The organism is Mycobacterium paraense, from assembly GCF_002101815.1.
In the GTDB taxonomy this organism is placed as follows: Bacteria; Actinomycetota; Actinomycetes; order Mycobacteriales; family Mycobacteriaceae; genus Mycobacterium; species Mycobacterium paraense.
The window spans coordinates 1-18,280 of sequence record NZ_LQPM01000050.1; the positions used below are offsets into that span (position 1 = coordinate 1).

At 72.0% G+C, this 18,280-nt stretch carries 14 protein-coding genes and 1 pseudogene; 12 read left to right on the top strand and 3 right to left on the bottom strand.

The window, feature by feature from the left end; translation table 11 throughout:
• Nucleotides 1-30: 30 nt before the first annotated feature.
• On the bottom strand, nucleotides 31-1,089 hold the full coding sequence (idsA2, locus tag AWB89_RS25920; protein ID WP_085177576.1) for a bifunctional (2E,6E)-farnesyl/geranyl diphosphate synthase: 1,059 nt from the start codon (nucleotides 1,087-1,089) through the stop codon (nucleotides 31-33).
• Nucleotides 1,090-1,291: 202 nt separating this feature from the next.
• Here idsA2 and AWB89_RS25925 point away from each other — a divergent pair, with 202 nt between their 5' ends.
• Nucleotides 1,292-2,176, top strand: coding sequence for a mycobacterial-type methylenetetrahydrofolate reductase (locus AWB89_RS25925; protein WP_085177578.1), 885 nt, complete (start codon nucleotides 1,292-1,294; stop codon nucleotides 2,174-2,176).
• A gap of 16 nt (nucleotides 2,177-2,192) precedes the next feature.
• Here the strand turns inward: AWB89_RS25925 and lppM are convergent, their stop codons facing one another.
• Nucleotides 2,193-2,840 carry a lipoprotein LppM gene (lppM, locus tag AWB89_RS25930; protein ID WP_085101725.1) on the bottom strand — a complete coding sequence of 216 codons (648 nt, stop codon included), beginning with the start codon at nucleotides 2,838-2,840 and terminating at the stop codon, nucleotides 2,193-2,195.
• Between the two features lie 95 nt (nucleotides 2,841-2,935).
• Entirely contained in the window at nucleotides 2,936-3,547 is a 612-nt protein-coding gene (locus AWB89_RS25935; RefSeq protein WP_085177580.1) for a GNAT family N-acetyltransferase, read from the bottom strand.
• A 326-nt stretch (nucleotides 3,548-3,873) separates the two neighbouring features.
• On the opposite strand from AWB89_RS25935, the gene AWB89_RS25940 reads away from it, so the two are divergent.
• The 11 genes and pseudogenes from AWB89_RS25940 (at nucleotide 3,874) to murG (ending at nucleotide 18,230) form a co-directional block, all read left to right on the top strand.
• Complete coding sequence (locus AWB89_RS25940; RefSeq protein WP_067922035.1) at nucleotides 3,874-4,275, top strand: DUF3040 domain-containing protein; 402 nt, start codon at nucleotides 3,874-3,876, stop codon at nucleotides 4,273-4,275.
• A 465-nt stretch (nucleotides 4,276-4,740) separates the two neighbouring features.
• The gene (gene mraZ / locus AWB89_RS25945) at nucleotides 4,741-5,172 is read left to right on the top strand and encodes a division/cell wall cluster transcriptional repressor MraZ (protein ID WP_066913393.1); all 432 of its coding nucleotides are present in this window, start codon (nucleotides 4,741-4,743) and stop codon (nucleotides 5,170-5,172) included.
• The gene (rsmH, locus tag AWB89_RS25950) at nucleotides 5,147-6,382 is read left to right on the top strand and encodes a 16S rRNA (cytosine(1402)-N(4))-methyltransferase RsmH (protein ID WP_142282649.1); all 1,236 of its coding nucleotides are present in this window, start codon (nucleotides 5,147-5,149) and stop codon (nucleotides 6,380-6,382) included. Before mraZ ends, rsmH begins: the two co-directional genes overlap by 26 nt.
• A complete protein-coding gene (gene ftsL, locus AWB89_RS25955) occupies nucleotides 6,379-7,566 on the top strand; it encodes a cell division protein FtsL (protein WP_085177584.1) in 1,188 nt (395 codons plus the stop codon). Before rsmH ends, ftsL begins: the two co-directional genes overlap by 4 nt.
• Nucleotides 7,563-9,596, top strand: coding sequence for a peptidoglycan D,D-transpeptidase FtsI family protein (locus AWB89_RS25960; RefSeq protein WP_085177586.1), 2,034 nt, complete (start codon nucleotides 7,563-7,565; stop codon nucleotides 9,594-9,596). Before ftsL ends, AWB89_RS25960 begins: the two co-directional genes overlap by 4 nt.
• 148 nt (nucleotides 9,597-9,744) lie before the next feature.
• Entirely contained in the window at nucleotides 9,745-11,280 is a 1,536-nt protein-coding gene (locus tag AWB89_RS25965; RefSeq protein ID WP_142282650.1) for a UDP-N-acetylmuramoyl-L-alanyl-D-glutamate--2,6-diaminopimelate ligase, read from the top strand.
• Nucleotides 11,277-12,812, top strand: a complete 1,536-nt coding sequence (locus tag AWB89_RS25970; RefSeq protein ID WP_085177588.1) for a UDP-N-acetylmuramoyl-tripeptide--D-alanyl-D-alanine ligase — start codon at nucleotides 11,277-11,279, stop codon at nucleotides 12,810-12,812. Before AWB89_RS25965 ends, AWB89_RS25970 begins: the two co-directional genes overlap by 4 nt.
• On the top strand, nucleotides 12,809-13,888 hold the full coding sequence (gene mraY, locus AWB89_RS25975) for a phospho-N-acetylmuramoyl-pentapeptide-transferase (protein ID WP_085101678.1): 1,080 nt from the start codon (nucleotides 12,809-12,811) through the stop codon (nucleotides 13,886-13,888). The genes AWB89_RS25970 and mraY overlap by 4 nt, the downstream gene beginning before the upstream one ends.
• Nucleotides 13,888-15,345 (top strand): UDP-N-acetylmuramoyl-L-alanine--D-glutamate ligase, encoded by a 1,458-nt coding sequence (gene murD, locus AWB89_RS25980; protein WP_085177590.1) that lies wholly within the window; start codon nucleotides 13,888-13,890, stop codon nucleotides 15,343-15,345. Before mraY ends, murD begins: the two co-directional genes overlap by 1 nt.
• A gap of 197 nt (nucleotides 15,346-15,542) precedes the next feature.
• Nucleotides 15,543-17,010 (top strand): annotated as a pseudogene (gene ftsW, locus AWB89_RS25985) (putative lipid II flippase FtsW); the annotation flags it as partial.
• On the top strand, nucleotides 17,007-18,230 hold the full coding sequence (gene murG, locus AWB89_RS25990) for an undecaprenyldiphospho-muramoylpentapeptide beta-N-acetylglucosaminyltransferase (protein WP_085101674.1): 1,224 nt from the start codon (nucleotides 17,007-17,009) through the stop codon (nucleotides 18,228-18,230). The pseudogene ftsW and the gene murG, both read left to right, overlap by 4 nt.
• The last annotated feature ends 50 nt before the right edge of the window (nucleotides 18,231-18,280 follow it).

Below are 18,280 nucleotides of genomic sequence, written 5' to 3' on the forward strand. Positions count from 1 at the left end.
GGGGTCGGGGTCGACGGGGTGGTCATCGGCTCAGGCGGACCGGTTCGTGGCCATCCTGGCCAGCTCGGCCAGCGCCGCCTTGGCGGCCGCGTTGACGGGCGCGGCCTCGAGCGTCGCCAGCGCCCGTTCGGTCAGCGTGGCGATGCGCTGCTCGGCGGCGGCCAGCGCGCCCACCGATTCGATCGCCTCGCGCAGTTCGCCCACCTGGGCGTCGGTCAACCGGGCGCCGATCGAGGTGCGTAACAGGTTGGCCGCCAAGGGATCTGACTCGCCCGCCAGCTGCACCGCCTCGGCCAGCAACACGGTTCGCTTGCCGGACCTCAGGTCGTCACCGGACGGCTTGCCGGTGACCTCCGGGTCCCCGAACACGCCCAGCACGTCGTCGCGCAGCTGGAACGCCACGCCAAGGTCCGTGCCGAACTCCAAGAAGGCGGCCTGCACCTCGGGTCGGTCCGCGGCGGCGGCCGCGCCGAGCTGCAGCGGCCGTGCCACCGTGTAGCAGGCGGTCTTGTAGGTGTCGACGTTCATCGCCGACGCGATCGACTCGGCGGCGCTGGCCTCGGCGACGATGTCGAGGTATTGCCCGCCCAGCACCTCGGTGCGGATGTCGGCCCACACCCGTCGCACGCGCCGCCGGGCGTCGGGCGCCAACTCGATGCCCGAAACGATGTCGTCGGCCCAGGCCAGCGCCAGGTCGCCGAGCAGGATGGCCGCCGACGCCCCGAACCGCTCGGCCGAGCCACGCCAGCCCCGGTCGCGGTGCAGCGCCGCGAAGCGGACGTGGGTCGTCGGCCTGCCGCGCCGGGTGGACGAGTCGTCGATCACGTCGTCGTGCAACAGCGCGCAGGCGTGCAGCAGCTCCAGCGAGGAAAACAGCAGCAGCGCTTCGGAATCGGGCTCCCCGCTCGCGACGGCCCGCCAACCCCAGTAGGCAAAGGCGGGGCGCAGCCGCTTGCCGCCGCCCAGCACGAAATCTTCCAGCGCCGCGATCAGGGCGTCGAAGTCGGCGCCTTCAGAGCTGATGTAGGCGCTCTGGGCGCGCCGGTCGTGCAGGTACCGCCGAAGCTGCTCGGTGATGGCGCCGGTCAACTCGGCGGTTGCCGCCGCGGGTGCGGCTTTTGGGCTCAGCGCGGCGCCCCTTTCTGCTCGGCATGTCTCTAGGGCCGACAGTTTATGTGGCTTGCGCGCCCCCAGTTGCTTCGACTGCCTCACTATCCCGCCCCTATGCTGGCGAGGGTGTCCGGGCGCTGCGGCGCGCAGCGCGGCCCGGCCCGGCAAGGAGAGGAGCCGCGTGAGCCTCAACACCATCGCGCTCGAGTTGGTGCCCCCCAACGTCGAAGACGGCAAGGAGCGGGCGCTCGAGGACGCGACGAAAGTGGTGCGGTACTCGGCCGAATTCGGCCTCGAGGGCCGGATCCGGCACGTGATGATCCCGGGCATGATCGCCGAGGACGACGACCGTCCCGTCCCGATGAAGGCGAAGCTGGACGTGCTGGACTTCTGGTCGATCATCAAGCCGGAACTGCCCGGGTTCCACGGGCTGTGCACGCAGGTCACCGCGTTCATGGATGAGGCGTCGCTGCGCCAGCGGCTCACCGACCTGTGCGACGCCGGCATGGAAGGCGTCGTCTTCGTCGGTGTGCCGCGCACGATGAACGACGGTGAGGGCTCCGGCGTGGCGCCGACCGACGCCTTGTCGATCTATCGCGAGCTGGTGAGCAACCGCGGCGTGATCGTGATCCCCACCCGCGAGGGCGAACAGGGCCGGCTGAACTTCAAATGCAACCAGGGCGCGACGTACGGGATGACGCAGCTGCTGTATTCCGACGCGATCGTGGGCTTTTTGACCGACTTCGCCAAGAACACCGACCACCGCCCCGAGATCCTGCTGTCGTTCGGCTTCGTGCCGAAGGTCGAGAGCCGCGTCGGCCTGATCAACTGGCTGATCCAGGACCCGGGCAACGCCGCGGTGGCCGGCGAGCAGGAGTTCGTCAAGAGGCTGGCGGCCAGCGAACCGGACAAGAAGCGCCAGCTCATGGTCGACCTGTACAAACGGGTGATCGACGGCGTCGCCGAGCTCGGCTTCCCGTTGAGCATCCATTTCGAGGCGACCTACGGGGTTTCCGCGCCCGCGTTCCAGACGTTCGCGGAGATGCTGGCCTACTGGTCGCCCTAGCTGGGGGCCGGTCGCCCTAGCTGGGCGGATGGTCGCGCGGCGCGGTGAACCGCGGCGAGCGGTCGCGGCTCATCCAGGCCAGCAGCGCCACCACGCCGGCCGCGGCGAAGGACGCGATGCCCAGCCACACGCCCGCGCCGGTGAAGTTGCGGGTGTTGGGGTCGGTGTAGCGGGCGTTGGCCGTCATGGCCGTCACCACGCCCGGCTTGAGCTTCCACGACACCACGTCCGGCTCGACGCGGTCGCCGTTGGTGGAGGTCACCACGCCGGGGAAGGCGACGGTCAGCTCGACGTCGGCTTCGTTGTCGGTCACCGACGTCAGGTCCGCGCGGCCCTCCAGGATCACCAGGTTGCCGTTGCGGCGCAGCGACAGGTTCACGCCCTGGGCGTCGGAGTTCATGTTCGCCAGCTGCGGCAACTCGGCGAAGGTCAGGTCGGAGAACACCGCCTGCGAGCCCACGTAGCCGTCGCTGTCGTAGTTCGACACCGCCACCTTCTGGCCGAACGGCAGGTTGTTGGTGTCCAGCTGGGGACCGGTGTCCTTGGGGGTCTTCGGCTTGGCCGCCGCGATGACCTCGCCGGACACCAGATCGTCGGGCGAGATGGTGAGCGAGGCCCGGACCCGCAGGCAGCCGCTCGCCAGGGGCACGATGAGCAGCAGCATCGCGATGGCCAGCAGGCGGCGCCGCCGGGGCGTGAACCCGCGGGCTCGAAGCGGGGGAGGGCTGGCGTGCACGAGGTCATCGTGCCAGATCCGCGTCACTGCAGCGGCAGCGCGCGCCCGAGGATCGCGAACGCGCGCGGGTCCCCCGCGAAGTGGTAGCCGCGGATGATGTCGGTGAAGCCCAGTCGCCGGTACAGCCGCCACGCCCGGTTGGGTTCGCCGTTGGTCTCCGGGGTGGACAGCAGCACGTTCTTCTCCTGGCGGGCGGCCAGCAACCGGCGGGCCAGCGCCTCGCCGATCCCGCGGCCCTGCGCCTGCGGGTGAATGTGCAGCTCGGTCAACTCGAAGTAGCTGTCCATCAGGCGGGAAATCTCGGCCGGCGGCGCGCCGCCGCGTTGCAAACCCAAGACCACCTGCTGCTGCCACCACTGCCCGGGCGCCCCGGGATAGCCGTAGGCAACGCCCAGCAGCGGGGCGTTGCTCAGGTCGGCGGCCGGCGGGGGTGGCCCGCCGGGTGCCTCGGGTGCCTCGGCTTCCACGGCGGCGACGCCCTGCCACCCGCGTCGCCGGATGTGCTCGAGCCACATGGCGGCGCGCTGGTTCTCGGTGCCCCGCGGGTAACGCATCGCTTCGACGTAGACCCTGAGGGCGTCACTGAGACGGCGCTCCATATCGTTCGGCGGCAAATCGATGAGGAATATCGCCAACTCGCGGTGCCCTCCTCATCCGGTCGCTTCAGGTAGTGGTCCGGCCCCCTGCCGCTGTCGCCATTATCCGACGCGGTCGCACTCCGCGCGCCGAGCGGTCGCGGCAGCGGCCCCGAGGGGCCCGCGGACCCGCCGCTGCGGCAAGCGGGTTGGCGCCCACCGTCGTTGTGGGCCACGCCGGTGCCGCGGCGCGGCCGGGATAGAATCGCTGCCGAACCGGTGGTACAGCACAGATTGACCTCGTATCATTTGTGTTAGTTGCCTTTACAACGGGCATCCGCGTGCTATCGATAGTTACGTGCCAGACTGTCGGCAAGGAGGGACGAATGCCACTCTCCGATCATGAACAGCGGATGCTCGATCAGATCGAGAGCGCACTCTACGCGGAGGACCCCAAGTTCGCGTCGAGCGTCCGTGGCGGAGGGTTCCGCGCGCCGACCGCGCGGCGGCGCCTGCAGGGCGCGGCATTGTTCGTCATCGGCCTGGCGATGCTGGTTTCCGGGGTGGCGTTCAAAGCCACGATGATCGGAAGTTTCCCGATCCTGAGCGTTTTCGGGTTCATCGTGATGTTCGGCGGCGTGGTCTACGCGATCACCGGTCCGCGGCTGGCCGGCAGGCCGGACCGCTCCGGATCGGCGCCCGGGTCGGCGCGTCAGCGTCGCAACAAGGGCGGCGGCTCGTTCACCAGCCGCATGGAGGACCGGTTCCGCCGGCGCTTCGACGAGTAGCGATCCGCACACGACACCGGGGTAGCCGTCGCGGCTGCCCCGTTTTTCGTTTCCGAGACTGTGGTGAGCGCGCGGATTCGCGTCGTTTCCGCGATCTGGGCGCAGTTTCGGCGTGCCATGGTTGCACGCTCGGGTTGCGGCCGGGCTGAGCGCACGGTCGCCGAGTCCCGGCTGATTCCCAATCGATCCCTAATCGAGTCGTGAGTGGGTGGACGACGCCCCACCGGGCCCCACGACAAGCCCCACCGCGCCCCACTCGGCCGTTTCACGCCTCTGACGTGTGGTTTTCGCCCATCGGCGCCGGGCAATGGCCTGCCCGCACCGGCCATCGGGTGGCCGGATCGCGACCGGTGGTGGCGGATAACCGCGAAAAGTCCGCGACGACACCCCAACAATGGGGCAAAGTGGGGGACTGTGGGGTATGGTGGCTGAAGTGTTTGGGTGACCGGTGTGGGAGGTGAGCTGGTGTTTCTCGGCACCTACACGCCCAAACTCGACGACAAGGGGCGGCTGACGTTGCCCGCCAAGTTCCGCGACTCGTTGGCAGGGGGGTTGATGGTCACCAAGAGCCAAGACCACAGCCTCGCCGTCTACCCGCGGGCCGAATTCGAGCAGCTGGCGCGGCGGGCGAGCAAGACGTCGCGCAGCAACCCCGAGGCGCGAGCGTTCCTGCGCAACCTCGCCGCCGGCACCGACGAGCAGCATCCCGACGCGCAGGGGCGGATCACGTTGTCCGCCGACCACCGGCGGTACGCGAACCTGTCCAAGGACTGCGTGGTGATCGGAGCGGTCGATTACCTCGAGATCTGGGATGCGCAAGCCTGGCACGACTACCAGCAGACCCACGAAGAGAACTTCTCCGCGGCCAGCGATGAAGCACTCGGCGACATTATCTGAGGCGCGTGCCCGTGCATCGTGGCCTCTGCCCGAACCGACCCTGGCGTACTTCCCCAACGCCAGGTTCGCGCCTTCGGACAGGGACCCGGGTGCAAGGGCGGCCCTTCGGGCCGACAGAGGTGCGAGGGCGGCCCTTCGGGCCGACAGAGGCGCGAGGGCGGCCCGCCAGGTCCGGGGAGGCGTTGCGGTGGCAGATGTTTCGGACGATTTCGGCCACGTGCCGGTCCTGCTGCAGCGCTGCGTCGAGCTGCTTACCCCCGCCCTGACGCGCCACCACCCGGACGGCTCGGGGGCGATCCTCGTCGACGCCACCCTGGGCGCGGGTGGGCACGCGGAGCGCTTCCTCACCGACTTGCCCGGCCTGCGGCTCATCGGACTCGACCGCGACCCCAGTGCCCTGGACATCGCCCGGCAGCGGCTGGCCCCGTTCGGCGACCGGGTCACGCTGGTGCACACCCGGTATGACGGCCTGCCCGGGGCCCTGACCGAATCCGGCTATGCCGCAGCCGAATCGGTCGACGGCGTCCTCTTCGACCTCGGCGTCTCGTCCATGCAGCTCGACCGCGCCGAGCGCGGCTTCGCGTACGCCCAGGACGCGCCGCTGGACATGCGGATGGACCCGTCGTCGCCGCTGAGCGCGGCCGACATCGTCAACACCTACGACGAGGCGGCGCTGGCCGACATTCTGCACCGCTACGGCGAGGAGCGCTTCGCGCGCCGGATCGCCGCGCAGATCGTCCGCCAGCGCGCCCGCACGCCGTTCACCTCGACCGCCGAGCTGGTAGCCCTGCTCTACCAAGCGATTCCGGCGCCCGCCCGCCGCACCGGCGGGCATCCGGCCAAGCGCACCTTCCAGGCGCTGCGGATCGCCGTGAACGACGAGCTGACCTCGCTGCGCGACGCCCTGCCCGCCGCCATGGACGCGCTGCGGGAGGGCGGACGCATCGCGGTGCTGGCCTACCAATCGCTGGAAGACCGGATCGTCAAACGCGTGTTCGCGGACGCGGTCGCCTCGCGGACGCCGGTGGACCTTCCGTTCGAACTTCCCGGCCACGAGCCGCAATTCCGGTCGTTGACGCGCGGCGCCGAACGCGCGGACGCGGCCGAGATCGAACGCAACCCGCGCAGCGCCGCCGTGCGATTACGGGCCTTGCAACGGCTGGAGCAGCGGGTGCAGTCACAGCAGGCGAGTGGGAAAGGCGACTCATGAAGGTAAAGCGCGAGGCGCCGAAGCGCCGTGGCGGCGGTGACCGCCGCGGCGGACGCGACGGTTCGGCCCGCAAGGGCAGGCGCGCCACCGCCGACTCGGTGTCGCCGCGGCGCACCCGGCCGGCCTCGGCGAACACCCGCGAGGCCGGCGCGCACAAGTCGGGGCCGCAAACCAGCCCGATCGCCCGGCCGGCGGAGCGGTCGGGCCGCCCCAAGAGCACCAGCCAGGCCAAGGCCCGGGCCAAGGCGCGGAAGGCCAAGGCGCCCAAGGTCGTCCGGCCTCGGCTGTCGGAGCGGCTGGCCTATCGGCTGTCGTCGATCGACCTGCGGCCGCGCACGCTGGCCGCCAAGGTCCCGTTTGTCGTCTTGATCATCGGCGCGCTCGGCCTGGGCCTGGGCCTGACGCTGTGGTTGTCCACCGCGTCCGCCGAGCGTTCCTACCAGCTGAGCCACGCCCGCGAGAAGAACCGGATGCTGCAAGAGCAGAAGGAGGCGCTGGAACGCGATGTGCGCCAGGCGGAATCGGCGCCGGCGCTGGCCGAGGCGGCCCGCAAGCAGGGCATGATCCCGACCAGGGACACCGCGCACCTGGTCCAAGACCCCTCGGGTAACTGGGTGGTGGTGGGCACCCCGAAGCCGGCCGACGGGGTCCCGCCGCCCCCGCTGAACACCAAGCTCTCCGACGCGCCACCGCCGCCCCCGCCACCGCCGGCGCTCCCTCCGGAGGTCCCGATCCGGGTGCAGCCCGCGCCCGGGGGCCCGCCCGTGCCGGGCAGGCAGGGTCCGGAGGCGCTGCTGCGCGCCCCGGACGGATCCTCGACGGTGGGCGGCCAACACCTGCCCGCACTGCCGACCGCGCCGCTGCCGGGGATGCCCGGCGGCCCGGCCACCGGGCAGTTCCAGGGCGTCGTGCCGCTGCCGGGGTTGCCCGGCCCGGCGGCGCCGGCGACCGCTCCCGGACCCGCCGAGGTGCCGATCCCGTTGGGCGGCTTGCCCGTTGCACCCGCCCCGGCGCCCGCGCAGCTACCCGCGGAGGTGCCGGTCCCGGTGCGGCCGGGGATCGCACCGGCCGCACCCCAGGTGGTGGCCCCGATCGTCCCCGGCGTCCCGGCGCAGCCCGGTGTGCCCGCCAACGGCGGACAGTTCGGCCCCCTGACCGCCGCGACGCCGGGCGCCGCGCGGTGAGCCGGTCGCAGTCCGCGCGGCCGAGCCGCGGGCCCCGCAAGCCGCAGGAGCCCAAGGGCGTCCGGCAACCGAAGCGGCCCCGTAAGCCCAAGCAGGCCCAGCCGGACGCGCGCGCGCCGAAGGGGTTCCGGAAAGCCAAGGAGGCCAAGCAGAACCGCCCGGACGCGGTGGGCGCCGGCCACTCGGCGCGGCAGCGGCGCACCCGCCAGATCGTGGAAGTGGGGTCGCGCGGCGCGTCGTTCGTCTTCCGGCACCGCGCCGGCAACGCGGTCATCCTGGTGCTGATGCTGGTGGCGGGCGTTCAGCTGTTCATGCTGCAGGTCAAGGACGCCCCCAAGCTGCGGGCCCAGGCGGCCGGCCAGCTCAAGGTCACCGACGTCGAGAAGGCGGTGCGCGGCAGCATCGTCGACCGCAACAACCAACAGCTGGCCTTCACCATCGAGTCGCGCGCATTGACGTTCCAGCCCAAGCGGATTCGCCAGCAGCTCGACGAGGCGAAGCGGAAGAACCCGGCCGCCCCCGACCCGCAGGAGCGGCTGCGCGACATCGCCAAGGAGGTCTCCACCCGGCTCAACAACAAGCCGGACTACCAGACCGTGCTGAAGAAGCTGCAGGGCAACGACAACTTCGTCTACCTGGCGCGCGCCGTCGACCCGGCCGTGGCGAGCGCCATCTCCGAGAAGTTCCCCGAGGTCGGCTCCGAGCGGCAGGATCTGCGCCAGTATCCGGGCGGATCGCTGGCGGCCAACATCGTCGGCGGCATCGACTGGGACGGCCACGGGCTGCTGGGGCTGGAGGACTCCCTGGACTCCGTGCTGTCGGGGACCGACGGCTCGGTCACCTACGACCGCGGGTCCGACGGCGTCGTCATCCCGGGCAGCTACCGCAACCGGCACCGGGCGGTCAACGGGTCGACGGTCCAGCTGACCCTCGACGACGACATCCAGTTCTACGTGCAGCAGCAGGTGCAGCAGGCCAAGAATCTGTCTGGGGCGCATAACGTTTCGGCCGTGGTGCTCGACTCCAAGACCGGCGAGGTGCTGGCCATGGCCAACGACAACACCTTCGACCCGTCCCAGGACATCGGGCGTCAGGGCGACCGGCAGCTGGGCAACCTGGCCGTGTCCTCGCCCTTCGAGCCCGGATCGGTGAACAAGGTGATCACCGCGTCCTCGGTCATCGAATACGGGCTGAGCAACCCCGACGAGGTGCTGCAGGTGCCGGGCTCGATCAACATGGGCGGCGTCAACATTCACGACGCCTGGGAGCACGGCGTGATGCCCTATACGACCACCGGCGTGTTCGGGAAGTCGTCGAACGTCGGCACCCTGATGCTGGCGCAGCGCGTCGGCCCCGAGCGCTTCTATGACATGGTCCGCAAGTTCGGGCTGGGCCAGCGCACCAACGTCGGGCTGCCCGGCGAGAGCGCCGGGCTGGTCCCGCCCATCGACCAATGGTCGGGCAGCACGTTCTCCAACCTGCCCATCGGCCAAGGCCTTTCGATGACGCTGCTGCAGATGACCGACATGTACCAGACCATCGCCAATGACGGCCTGCGGGTGCCGCCGCGGATCATCAAGGCCACCATCGCCCCCGACGGCACCCGGACCGAGGAGCCGCACCCCGAAGGTGTCCGGGTGGTCTCGCCGCAGACCGCCCAGACCGTGCGCGGCATGCTGCGCGCCGTCGTGCAAAAGGATCCGATGGGCTACCAGCAGGGCACCGGGTCGGCGGCCGCGGTGCCGGGTTACCAGATGGCCGGCAAGACGGGCACGGCCCAGCAGATCAACCCCGGCTGCGGCTGCTACTTCGACGACGTCTACTGGATCACCTTCGCCGGCATGGCCACCGTCGACAATCCCCGCTACGTGATCGGCATCATGATGGACAACCCGCAGCGCAACGCCGACGGCTCGCCCGGGCATTCGGCGGCCCCGCTGTTCCACAACATCGCCGGCTGGCTGATGCAGCGGGAGAACGTGCCGCTGTCACCGGATCCGGGACCGCCGCTCACCCTGCAGGCCACTTAGCAGCACCGCCCGCTATCGCCCAGATCGACGTCAGCGAGCGGTCTACTCGCACAACTTCGCGTTAGCGTCGATCTCGGCGTAGTGCCCCTCTCGGTAGGGTGTCAGGGCTGATCGTGCGACAGGGGTGACGTCGGAGGGAGGTGCGACTGTGGTGTCGGTGCCCACTGGTTTGCGCCCCAGCGCCGGCGCCGGCGCCCGGTTGCCCGAGTTGGCCGCCCAGGTCGGAGCGGTGATGGCCGACGGCCTGGCCGTCCCCGACGTGCCGGTCACCGGCGTGACGCTGCGCGCGCAGGAGGTCCTGCCGGGCGACCTGTACGCCGCCCTGCCCGGTTCGACGACGCACGGCGCCCGATTCGCCGCTGACGCGATCGAGCGCGGTGCCGTCGCGGTGCTCACCGACGCCGCCGGGGTCGCCGAGATGGGTGACCGCACGCAAGCCGTGCCGACGCTGCTGCACCCCGGCCCGCGCGGCGTGCTCGGCGGCCTGGCCGCCACCGTGTACGGCAACCCGTCGGAGAAGGTCACCATCATCGGGATCACCGGAACGTCGGGCAAGACGACCACGACCTACCTGGTGGAGTCGGGGCTGCGCGCCGGCGGCCGGACGGCCGGGCTGATCGGAACCATCGGCATCCGCGTCGACGGCGCCGACATCCCCAGCGCGCTCACCACCCCGGAGGCGCCCACCCTGCAGGCGATGCTGGCGGCGATGGCCGAACGGGGGGTGGACACGGTGGTCATGGAGGTGTCCAGCCACGCGCTGGCCCTGGGCCGGGTGGACGGCACCGGGTTCGCGGTGGGAGCGTTCACCAACCTGTCCCGCGACCACCTCGACTTCCACCCCACCATGGCCGACTACTTCGAGGCCAAGGCGCTGCTGTTCGACCCCGACTCGCCGCTGCGTGCGCGGCGCGCCATCGTGTGCGTCGACGACGACGCGGGGCGCGCGATGGCCGCACGGGCCGGCAAAGCCGTCACCGTCAGCGCCGCCGGCCGGCCCGCCGACTGGCGCGCCGTGGACGTGGCGCCGATGGGCGCCGGGGGATTGGAGTTCACCGCGGTGGACCCCGCGGGCGTGCACCATCGTGTCGGCATCCGGCTGCCCGGCCACTACAACGTCGCCAATGCCCTTGTGGCGCTGGCGATTCTGGACGCGGTGGGGGTGTCCCCGGAGCAGGCCGCGCCGGGCTTGCTGCAGACCCGCGTCCCCGGACGACTCGAGCAGATCGACCGCGGCCAGGAATTCCTGGCGCTGGTCGACTACGCCCACAAGCCCGAGGCGCTGCGCGCGGTCCTGACCACCCTGCGCCGCCCGGGCAGCCGGCTGGCGGTGGTGTTCGGCGCCGGTGGCGACCGCGATCCCGGCAAGCGGGCCCCGATGGGCGAAATCGCCACGGAGCTCGCCGATTTGGTCGTCGTCACCGACGACAACCCCCGCAGCGAGGATCCGGCGGCGATCCGCCGCGAGATCCTGGCCGGGGCGGCCGCAGGCGCCGGCACGGCGCAGGTGGTCGAGATCGGCGACCGTCGCGAAGCCATCAGGCGGGCGGTCGCCTGGGCCGGCCCCGGGGACGTGGTGGTGATCGCCGGCAAGGGCCATGAAACCGGGCAAAGCGCCGGCGGGGTGGTCCGACCGTTCGACGACCGGGTGGAGCTGGCCCGCGCGCTGGAGGCCCGCCGGTGATCGACCTGACCGTCGCCCAGATCGCCGAAATCGTCGGCGGCACACTGGCCGACATCTCGCCGGAGGCCGCCGCGGACCTGCACGTCACCGGGACCGTCGAATTCGACTCGCGCAAAATCGGTCCGGGCGGCCTGTTCCTGGCGCTGCCCGGCGCGCGCTCCGACGGGCACGACCACGCGGCCTCGGCGGTGGCGGCCGGCGCGGTCGCCGTGGTGGCGGCCCGGCCGGTCGGGGTGCCCGCGATCGTGGTCGAACCCCGGCCCCGGGCGACCGGCGGCGGGCTGGCCGGGGTGCTCGAGCACGACGCCGACGGCTCCGGGGCGGCGGTGCTGGCCGCGCTGGCCAAGCTGGCCAGGGCCGTGGCGGACGAGCTGGCCGCGGGCGGCCTGAGGATCATCGGGATCACCGGCTCGTCGGGAAAGACGTCGACCAAGGACCTGGTGGCCGCCGTGCTCGAGCCGCTGGGCGAGGTGATCGCCCCGCCCGGGTCGTTCAACAACGAGCTGGGCCACCCCTGGACGGTGTTGCGCGCGACCCGAAGCACCGACTTCCTGGTGCTCGAGATGTCGGCGCGGCATCCCGGCAACATCGCCGCGCTGGCCGACATCGCCCCGCCGTCGATCGGGGTGGTCCTCAACGTCGGCACCGCCCATCTCGGCGAGTTCGGCTCCCGGGAGGCCATCGCGCGCACGAAAGCCGAACTGCCGCAAGCCGTTCCGCCGTCCGGCGTCGTCATCCTCAACGCCGACGACCCGGTCGTCGCCGCGATGGCCGAGGTCACCGCGGCCCGGGTGGTCAGGGTCAGCCGCGCCGCCCACACCGACCACGGGCCCAGCGACGTGTGGGCCGAGGGAGTGTCGCTCGACGAATTGGCCAGGCCGCGCTTTACCCTGCACGCGATGGACAGCGCAGTCGACGTGCGGCTCGGTGTGTTCGGCGACCACCAGGTCACCAACGCGCTGTGCGCGGGCGCGGTCGCGCTGCAGTGCGGCGCGAGCCTCGAGCAGGTGGCCGACGCGCTCGCCGGGGCCGGGCCGGTGTCGCGGCACCGCATGCAGGTCACCACCCGCGCCGACGGCGTCACGGTGATCGACGACGCGTACAACGCCAACCCCGACTCGATGCGGGCCGGGCTGCAGGCGCTCGCCTGGATCGCCCACGGCCCTCAACAAGGGCAGCGCGCCCCGGCAGAAAAGCGCAGGAGCTGGGCGGTGCTGGGCGAGATGGCCGAGCTCGGCGAGGACGCGATAACCGAGCACGATCGCATCGGCCGCCTGGCGGTGCGCTTAGATGTGTCTCGACTCGTTGTCGTGGGAACCGGGAGGTCGATGAGCGCCATGCACGACGGGGCGGTCATGGAGGGTTCCTGGGGCACGGAGTCGGTCAGCGTCCCCGACGCCGACGCCGCCCTGGAAGTGTTGCGGGCCGAGCTGCAACCCGGCGACGTGGTCCTGGTCAAGGCGTCCAACGCGGCGGGGTTGGGCGTGCTGGCCGAGGCGCTGGCCTCCGACGACGGCGGGGCCCGCGCGTGAGACAGATCCTCATCGCGGTCGCCATCGCGCTGACCGTCTCGATCCTGCTGACGCCGGCGCTGATCCGGCTGTTCACCAGGCAGGGGTTCGGCCACCAGATCCGCGAGGACGGGCCGCCGACCCACCACGCCAAGCGCGGCACGCCGTCGATGGGCGGGGTGGCGATCCTGGCCGGCATCTGGGCGGGCTACCTGGGCACGCACCTGGCGGGGCTGGCGTTCGACGGCGAGGGCATCTCGGCGTCGGGTCTGCTGGTGCTGGGCCTGGCCACCGTGCTGGGCGGCGTCGGGTTCCTCGACGACCTGATCAAGATCCGCCGGTCGCGCAACCTCGGGCTCAACAAGACGGCCAAGACGGTCGGCCAGATCGTCGCCGCGGTGCTGTTCGGGGTGCTGGTCCTGCAGTTCCGCAACGCCAACGGGCTGACCCCGGCCAGCGCGAATTTGTCCTACGTGCGCGAAATCGCCACCGTCACACTGGCTCCGGGGCTGTTCGTGTTGTTCTGCGTGGTCATCGTCAGCGCCTGGTCCAACGCGGTCAACTTCACCGACGGCCTGGACGGGCTGGCCGCGGGCTGCATGGCGATGGTCACCGCCGCGTACGTGCTGATCACCTTCTGGCAGTACCGCAACGCGTGCGTCACCGCGCCGGGACTGGGCTGCTACAACGTGCGCGATCCGCTGGACCTGGCGCTCATCGCGGCCGCCACCGCCGGCGCCTGCATCGGCTTTCTGTGGTGGAACGCCGCCCCGGCCAAGATCTTCATGGGCGACACCGGCTCGCTGGCGCTGGGCGGGATCATCGCCGGCCTGTCGGTCACCAGCCGCACCGAGATCCTCGCCGTCGTGCTGGGCTCGCTGTTCGTCGCGGAGGTCACCTCGGTGGTGCTGCAGATCCTCGCGTTCCGCACCACCGGGCGCCGGGTGTTCCGGATGGCGCCCTTCCACCACCACTTCGAGTTGGCCGGCTGGGCCGAGACGACGGTGATCATCCGCTTCTGGCTGCTCACCGCGATCGCCTGCGGCCTGGGCGTGGCCCTCTTCTACGGTGAGTGGCTGGCCACGATCGGTGCGTGATGAGCGGTCTTGACCCGCTGAGACCGGGCGCGCCCGTGCTGGTGGCCGGCGGCGGCGTCACCGGCAGGGCGGTGCTGTCCGCCCTGACCCGGTTCGGCGCCACACCGACCCTGTGCGACGACGACCCGGTCACGCTGCGCCGCTACGCCGAGGACGGCGCGGCGACCGCGTCGACGTCGAGCGCCATCGACCGGGTGGCCGACTACGCCCTGGTCGTGACCAGCCCCGGCTTCTCCCCGGCCACGCCGCTGCTGGCCGCCGCGGCGGCCGCGGGCGTGCCCATCTGGGGCGACGTCGAATTGGCCTGGCGGCTGGACGCCGCGGGCCACTACGGGCCGCCCCGCCGCTGGCTGGTGGTGACCGGGACGAACGGCAAGACCACGACGACGTCGATGCTGCACGCCATGCTGGTCGCCGGGGGCAGAAGCAGCGTGCTGTGCGGCAACATCGGCGATCCGGTCCTGGACGTACTCGACCGGCCCGCCGACCTGCTGGCCGTCGAGCTGTCCAGCTTCCAGCTGCACTGGGCGCCCTCGCTGCGGCCCGAGGCCGGCGTGGTCCTGAACATCGCCGAGGACCACCTCGACTGGCACTCCACGATGGCCGACTACACCGCGGCGAAGGCCCGGGTCCTGAACGGCCGGGTGGCCGTGGTCGGGCTGGACGACGCCCGCGCCGCCGCGCTGCTGGGCACCGCCGCCGCGCCGGTGCGCGCCGGTTTCCGGCTCGGCGAGCCCGCCGCGGGGGAGCTCGGCGTGCGCGACGGCCAGCTCGTCGACCGCGCCTTCGCCGACGACCTGGCGCTGCTGGCGGCCGACTCGATACCGGTGCCGGGACCGGTCGGCGTGCTCGACGCCCTGGCCGCGGCGGCCCTGGCCCGCAGCGTCGGGGTGAGCGCGGAGGGGATCGCCGCCGCCATCGCGTCGTTCCGGGTGGGCCGGCACCGGGCCGAGGTCGTCGCCATCGCCGACGGCATCACCTACGTCGACGACTCCAAGGCCACCAACCCGCACGCCGCCGAGGCGTCGCTGCTGGCCTATCCCCGGGTGGTGTGGGTGGCGGGCGGTTTGCTGAAGGGCGCGTCCGTCGACGCCGAGGTCGCCAGGGTCGCATCGCGGCTGGTCGGCGCGGTGCTCATCGGCCGAGATCGCGGGCAGGTTGCAGAGGCGTTATCGCGACACGCGCCGGATGTCCCCGTCGTCCAGGTTGTGACAGGCGAGGATGCTGATATGAATGCGACTGCTGTGGTTCCTGATACAGATGTGACAGAAGTGAGACCTTCGGGCGGGGACCTCGGCGCTCGCGTCATGACCGCGGCCGTGGCCGCCGCCCGGGAGCTGGCCCGTCCCGGCGACACGGTGCTGCTGGCGCCGGCCGGCGCGTCGTTCGACCAGTTCGCAGGCTACGCCGCCCGGGGCGACGCGTTCGCCGCCGCCGTGCGCGCGGCGACCCGGTAGGTGGGCGTGGCTAACCCGCTGACCCGGCGGCTGCGCCGGGGCAAGACAGTCAAGGGCGACGCGCCCGAGCCGGGCGCGCCATCCGACGCCGCCGACGCCTCGGACGCCGAGGAGGCCCCGACGGACGTCATCGAGGCCGCCGAGCCCGAGGCCGCCAAGGCCCACGTGGGGGCCAGGGCCAGGCTGGTCGCGATGCCGGGCGGCCTGCGCAGCCGGTTCGGCGCGTGGCTGGGCCGGCCCATGACGTCGTTTCACCTGATCATCGCGGTCACCGGGCTGCTGACGACGCTCGGGCTGATCATGGTGCTGTCCGCGTCGGGGGTGCGCTCCTACGGCGCCGACGGGTCGGCCTGGGTGATCTTCGCCAAGCAGGTCCTGTGGACGGTCATCGGGCTGATCGCGGCCTACGTCGCGATGCGCGTGTCGGTGCAGTTCATTCGGCGCGTGGCCTTCACCGGCTACCTCATCACGATCATCCTGCTGGTGCTCGTGCTGGTTCCCGGGATCGGCAACCTGGCCAACGGTTCGCGGAAGTGGTTCGTGATCGCGGGCTTCTCGATGCAGCCCTCCGAGCTGGCCAAGATCGCGTTCGCCATCTGGGGCGCGCACCTGCTGGCGGCCCGGCGCATGGAGCGGGCGTCGCTGCGGGAGATGCTGATCCCGCTGGTCCCGGCCGCGGTCATCGCGCTGGCGCTGATCGTCGCCCAGCCCGACCTCGGCCAGACGGTGTCGCTGGGCATCATCCTGCTGGCCCTGCTCTGGTACGCCGGGCTGCCGCTGCGCGTGTTCGTCACGTCGCTGCTGGCCGTGTTCATGGCCGGCGCCGTCCTGGCGATGTCGGCCGGCTACCGCTCGGACCGGGTGCGGTCCTGGATCAACCCCGAGAACGACCCGCAGGACACCGGCTACCAGGCCCGGCAGGCCAAGTTTGCGCTGGCCCACGGCGGCATCTTCGGCGACGGCCTCGGCCAGGGCGTCGCCAAGTGGAACTACCTGCCCAACGCCCACAACGACTTCATCTTCGCCATCATCGGCGAGGAGCTGGGCTTCATCGGCGCGTTCGGCCTGCTGGCCCTCTTCGGCCTGTTCGCCTACACCGGGATGCGGATCGCGCGCCGGTCCGCCGACCCGTTCCTGCGGCTGGTCACCGCCACCACGACGATGTGGATCCTCGGTCAGGCGTTCATCAACATCGGCTACGTCATCGGCGTGCTGCCGGTCACCGGCCTGCAGCTGCCACTCATCTCCGCGGGTGGAACATCAACGGCCGCAACGCTATTCATGATCGGCATCATGGCCAACGCGGCGCGCCACGAACCGGAGGCGGTGGCCGCGCTGCGGGCCGGCCGCGACGACAAGGTCAACCAGCTGCTGCGCCTGCCGCTGCCCCGGCCGTACGTGCCGAGCCGCATCGAGACCTTCCGCGACCGCAAGCGAGACGGCGCGCCGCCGCCCCGGCGGGCCCCCAAGGCGCCCGCCCGCAAGGCGCCGCGGGCCACCGACAAGCCGCTGCGCAAGGCGTCCGGCCGAACGGCCGCCCGGCCGACGCGCCAGTCTGGCGGCGCCGCGCGGGTGCGGGGAGGGCATCATGGATCAAGCCAGCGGTACGCCGCTCAGCGTCCGACACGGCGAGCACGCGCATTGGAAGGTCAGCGTTACGGGTGAACGGCACGGTCAGACAGCCGGCCGGCGGGCTGGGGGGAAACCCCTCGCCCGCCGGTGCCGCATCATCGGTCAATGCGGCGTCATCGGTTGATTCGGCGGTGTCGGTCGTGCTGGCGGGCGGCGGCACGGCCGGCCACGTCGAGCCCGCGATGGCCGTCGCCGACGCGCTCAGCGCGCTGGATCCCCAGGTCCGCATCACCGCGCTGGGCACCCGGCGCGGGCTGGAGACCCGGCTGGTGCCCGAGCGCGGTTATCACCTCGAGCTGATCACGCCGGTGCCGCTGCCCCGCAAGCCCAGCGGTGACCTAGCGCGGCTGCCACCGAGGGTGTGGCGCGCGGTCCGGGAGACCCGCGCGGTGCTCGACGCCGTCGACGCCGACGTGGTGATCGGTTTCGGGGGCTACGTGGCCGTGCCGGCGTACCTGGCCGCGCGCGGCGGGCTCGGCCGCAGGCGCCGCGTGCCGGTGTTGATCCACGAGGCCAACGCCCGCGCCGGGCTGGCCAACCGCGTCGGCGCCCGCAGCGCCGACCGGGTGCTCTCGGCGGTGCCGGATTGCGGCCTGCGGCGCGCCGAGGTGGTCGGCGTGCCGATCCGGGCGACGCTCACCGCGCTCGACCGCGCGGCCTTGCGCGCCGAGGCGCGCCGGCACTTCGGTTTCGCCGATGACGCGCGGGTGCTGCTGGTCTTCGGCGGCTCGCAGGGCGCCGTCTCGCTCAACCGGGCCGTCTCCGGGGCGGCCGCCGACCTGGCCGCCGCGGGTGTGAGCGTGCTGCACGCGCACGGACCCAAGAACACCCTCGACCTGCGCGAGCCCGGCCCCGGCGACCCGCCCTACGTGGCGGTGCCCTACCTGGACCGGATGGACCTGGCCTACGCCGCCGCCGACCTGGCGATCTGCCGGTCCGGGGCGATGACGGTCGCCGAGGTCTCGGCCGTCGGCCTGCCGGCGATCTACGTGCCGCTGCCGATCGGCAACGGCGAGCAGCGGCTCAACGCGTTGCCGGTTGTCAACGCCGGCGGCGGCATGATCGTCTCCGACGCGGCCCTGACCCCGGCCCTGGTCGCCCGCGAGGTGGCCGGCCTGCTCACCGATCCGCCGCGGCTGGCGGCGATGACGGCCGCCGCCGCCCGGGTAGGCCACCCGGACGCGGCGCGTCAGGTGGCCCAGGCGGCGCTGGACATCGCGCGGCGGGCTCGGGTCGGCGGGAGAAACCCGTGACCGGCGAGCAGTCGCCGCCCGAGCTGCCCCCCGAGCTGCGAAGGGTGCAC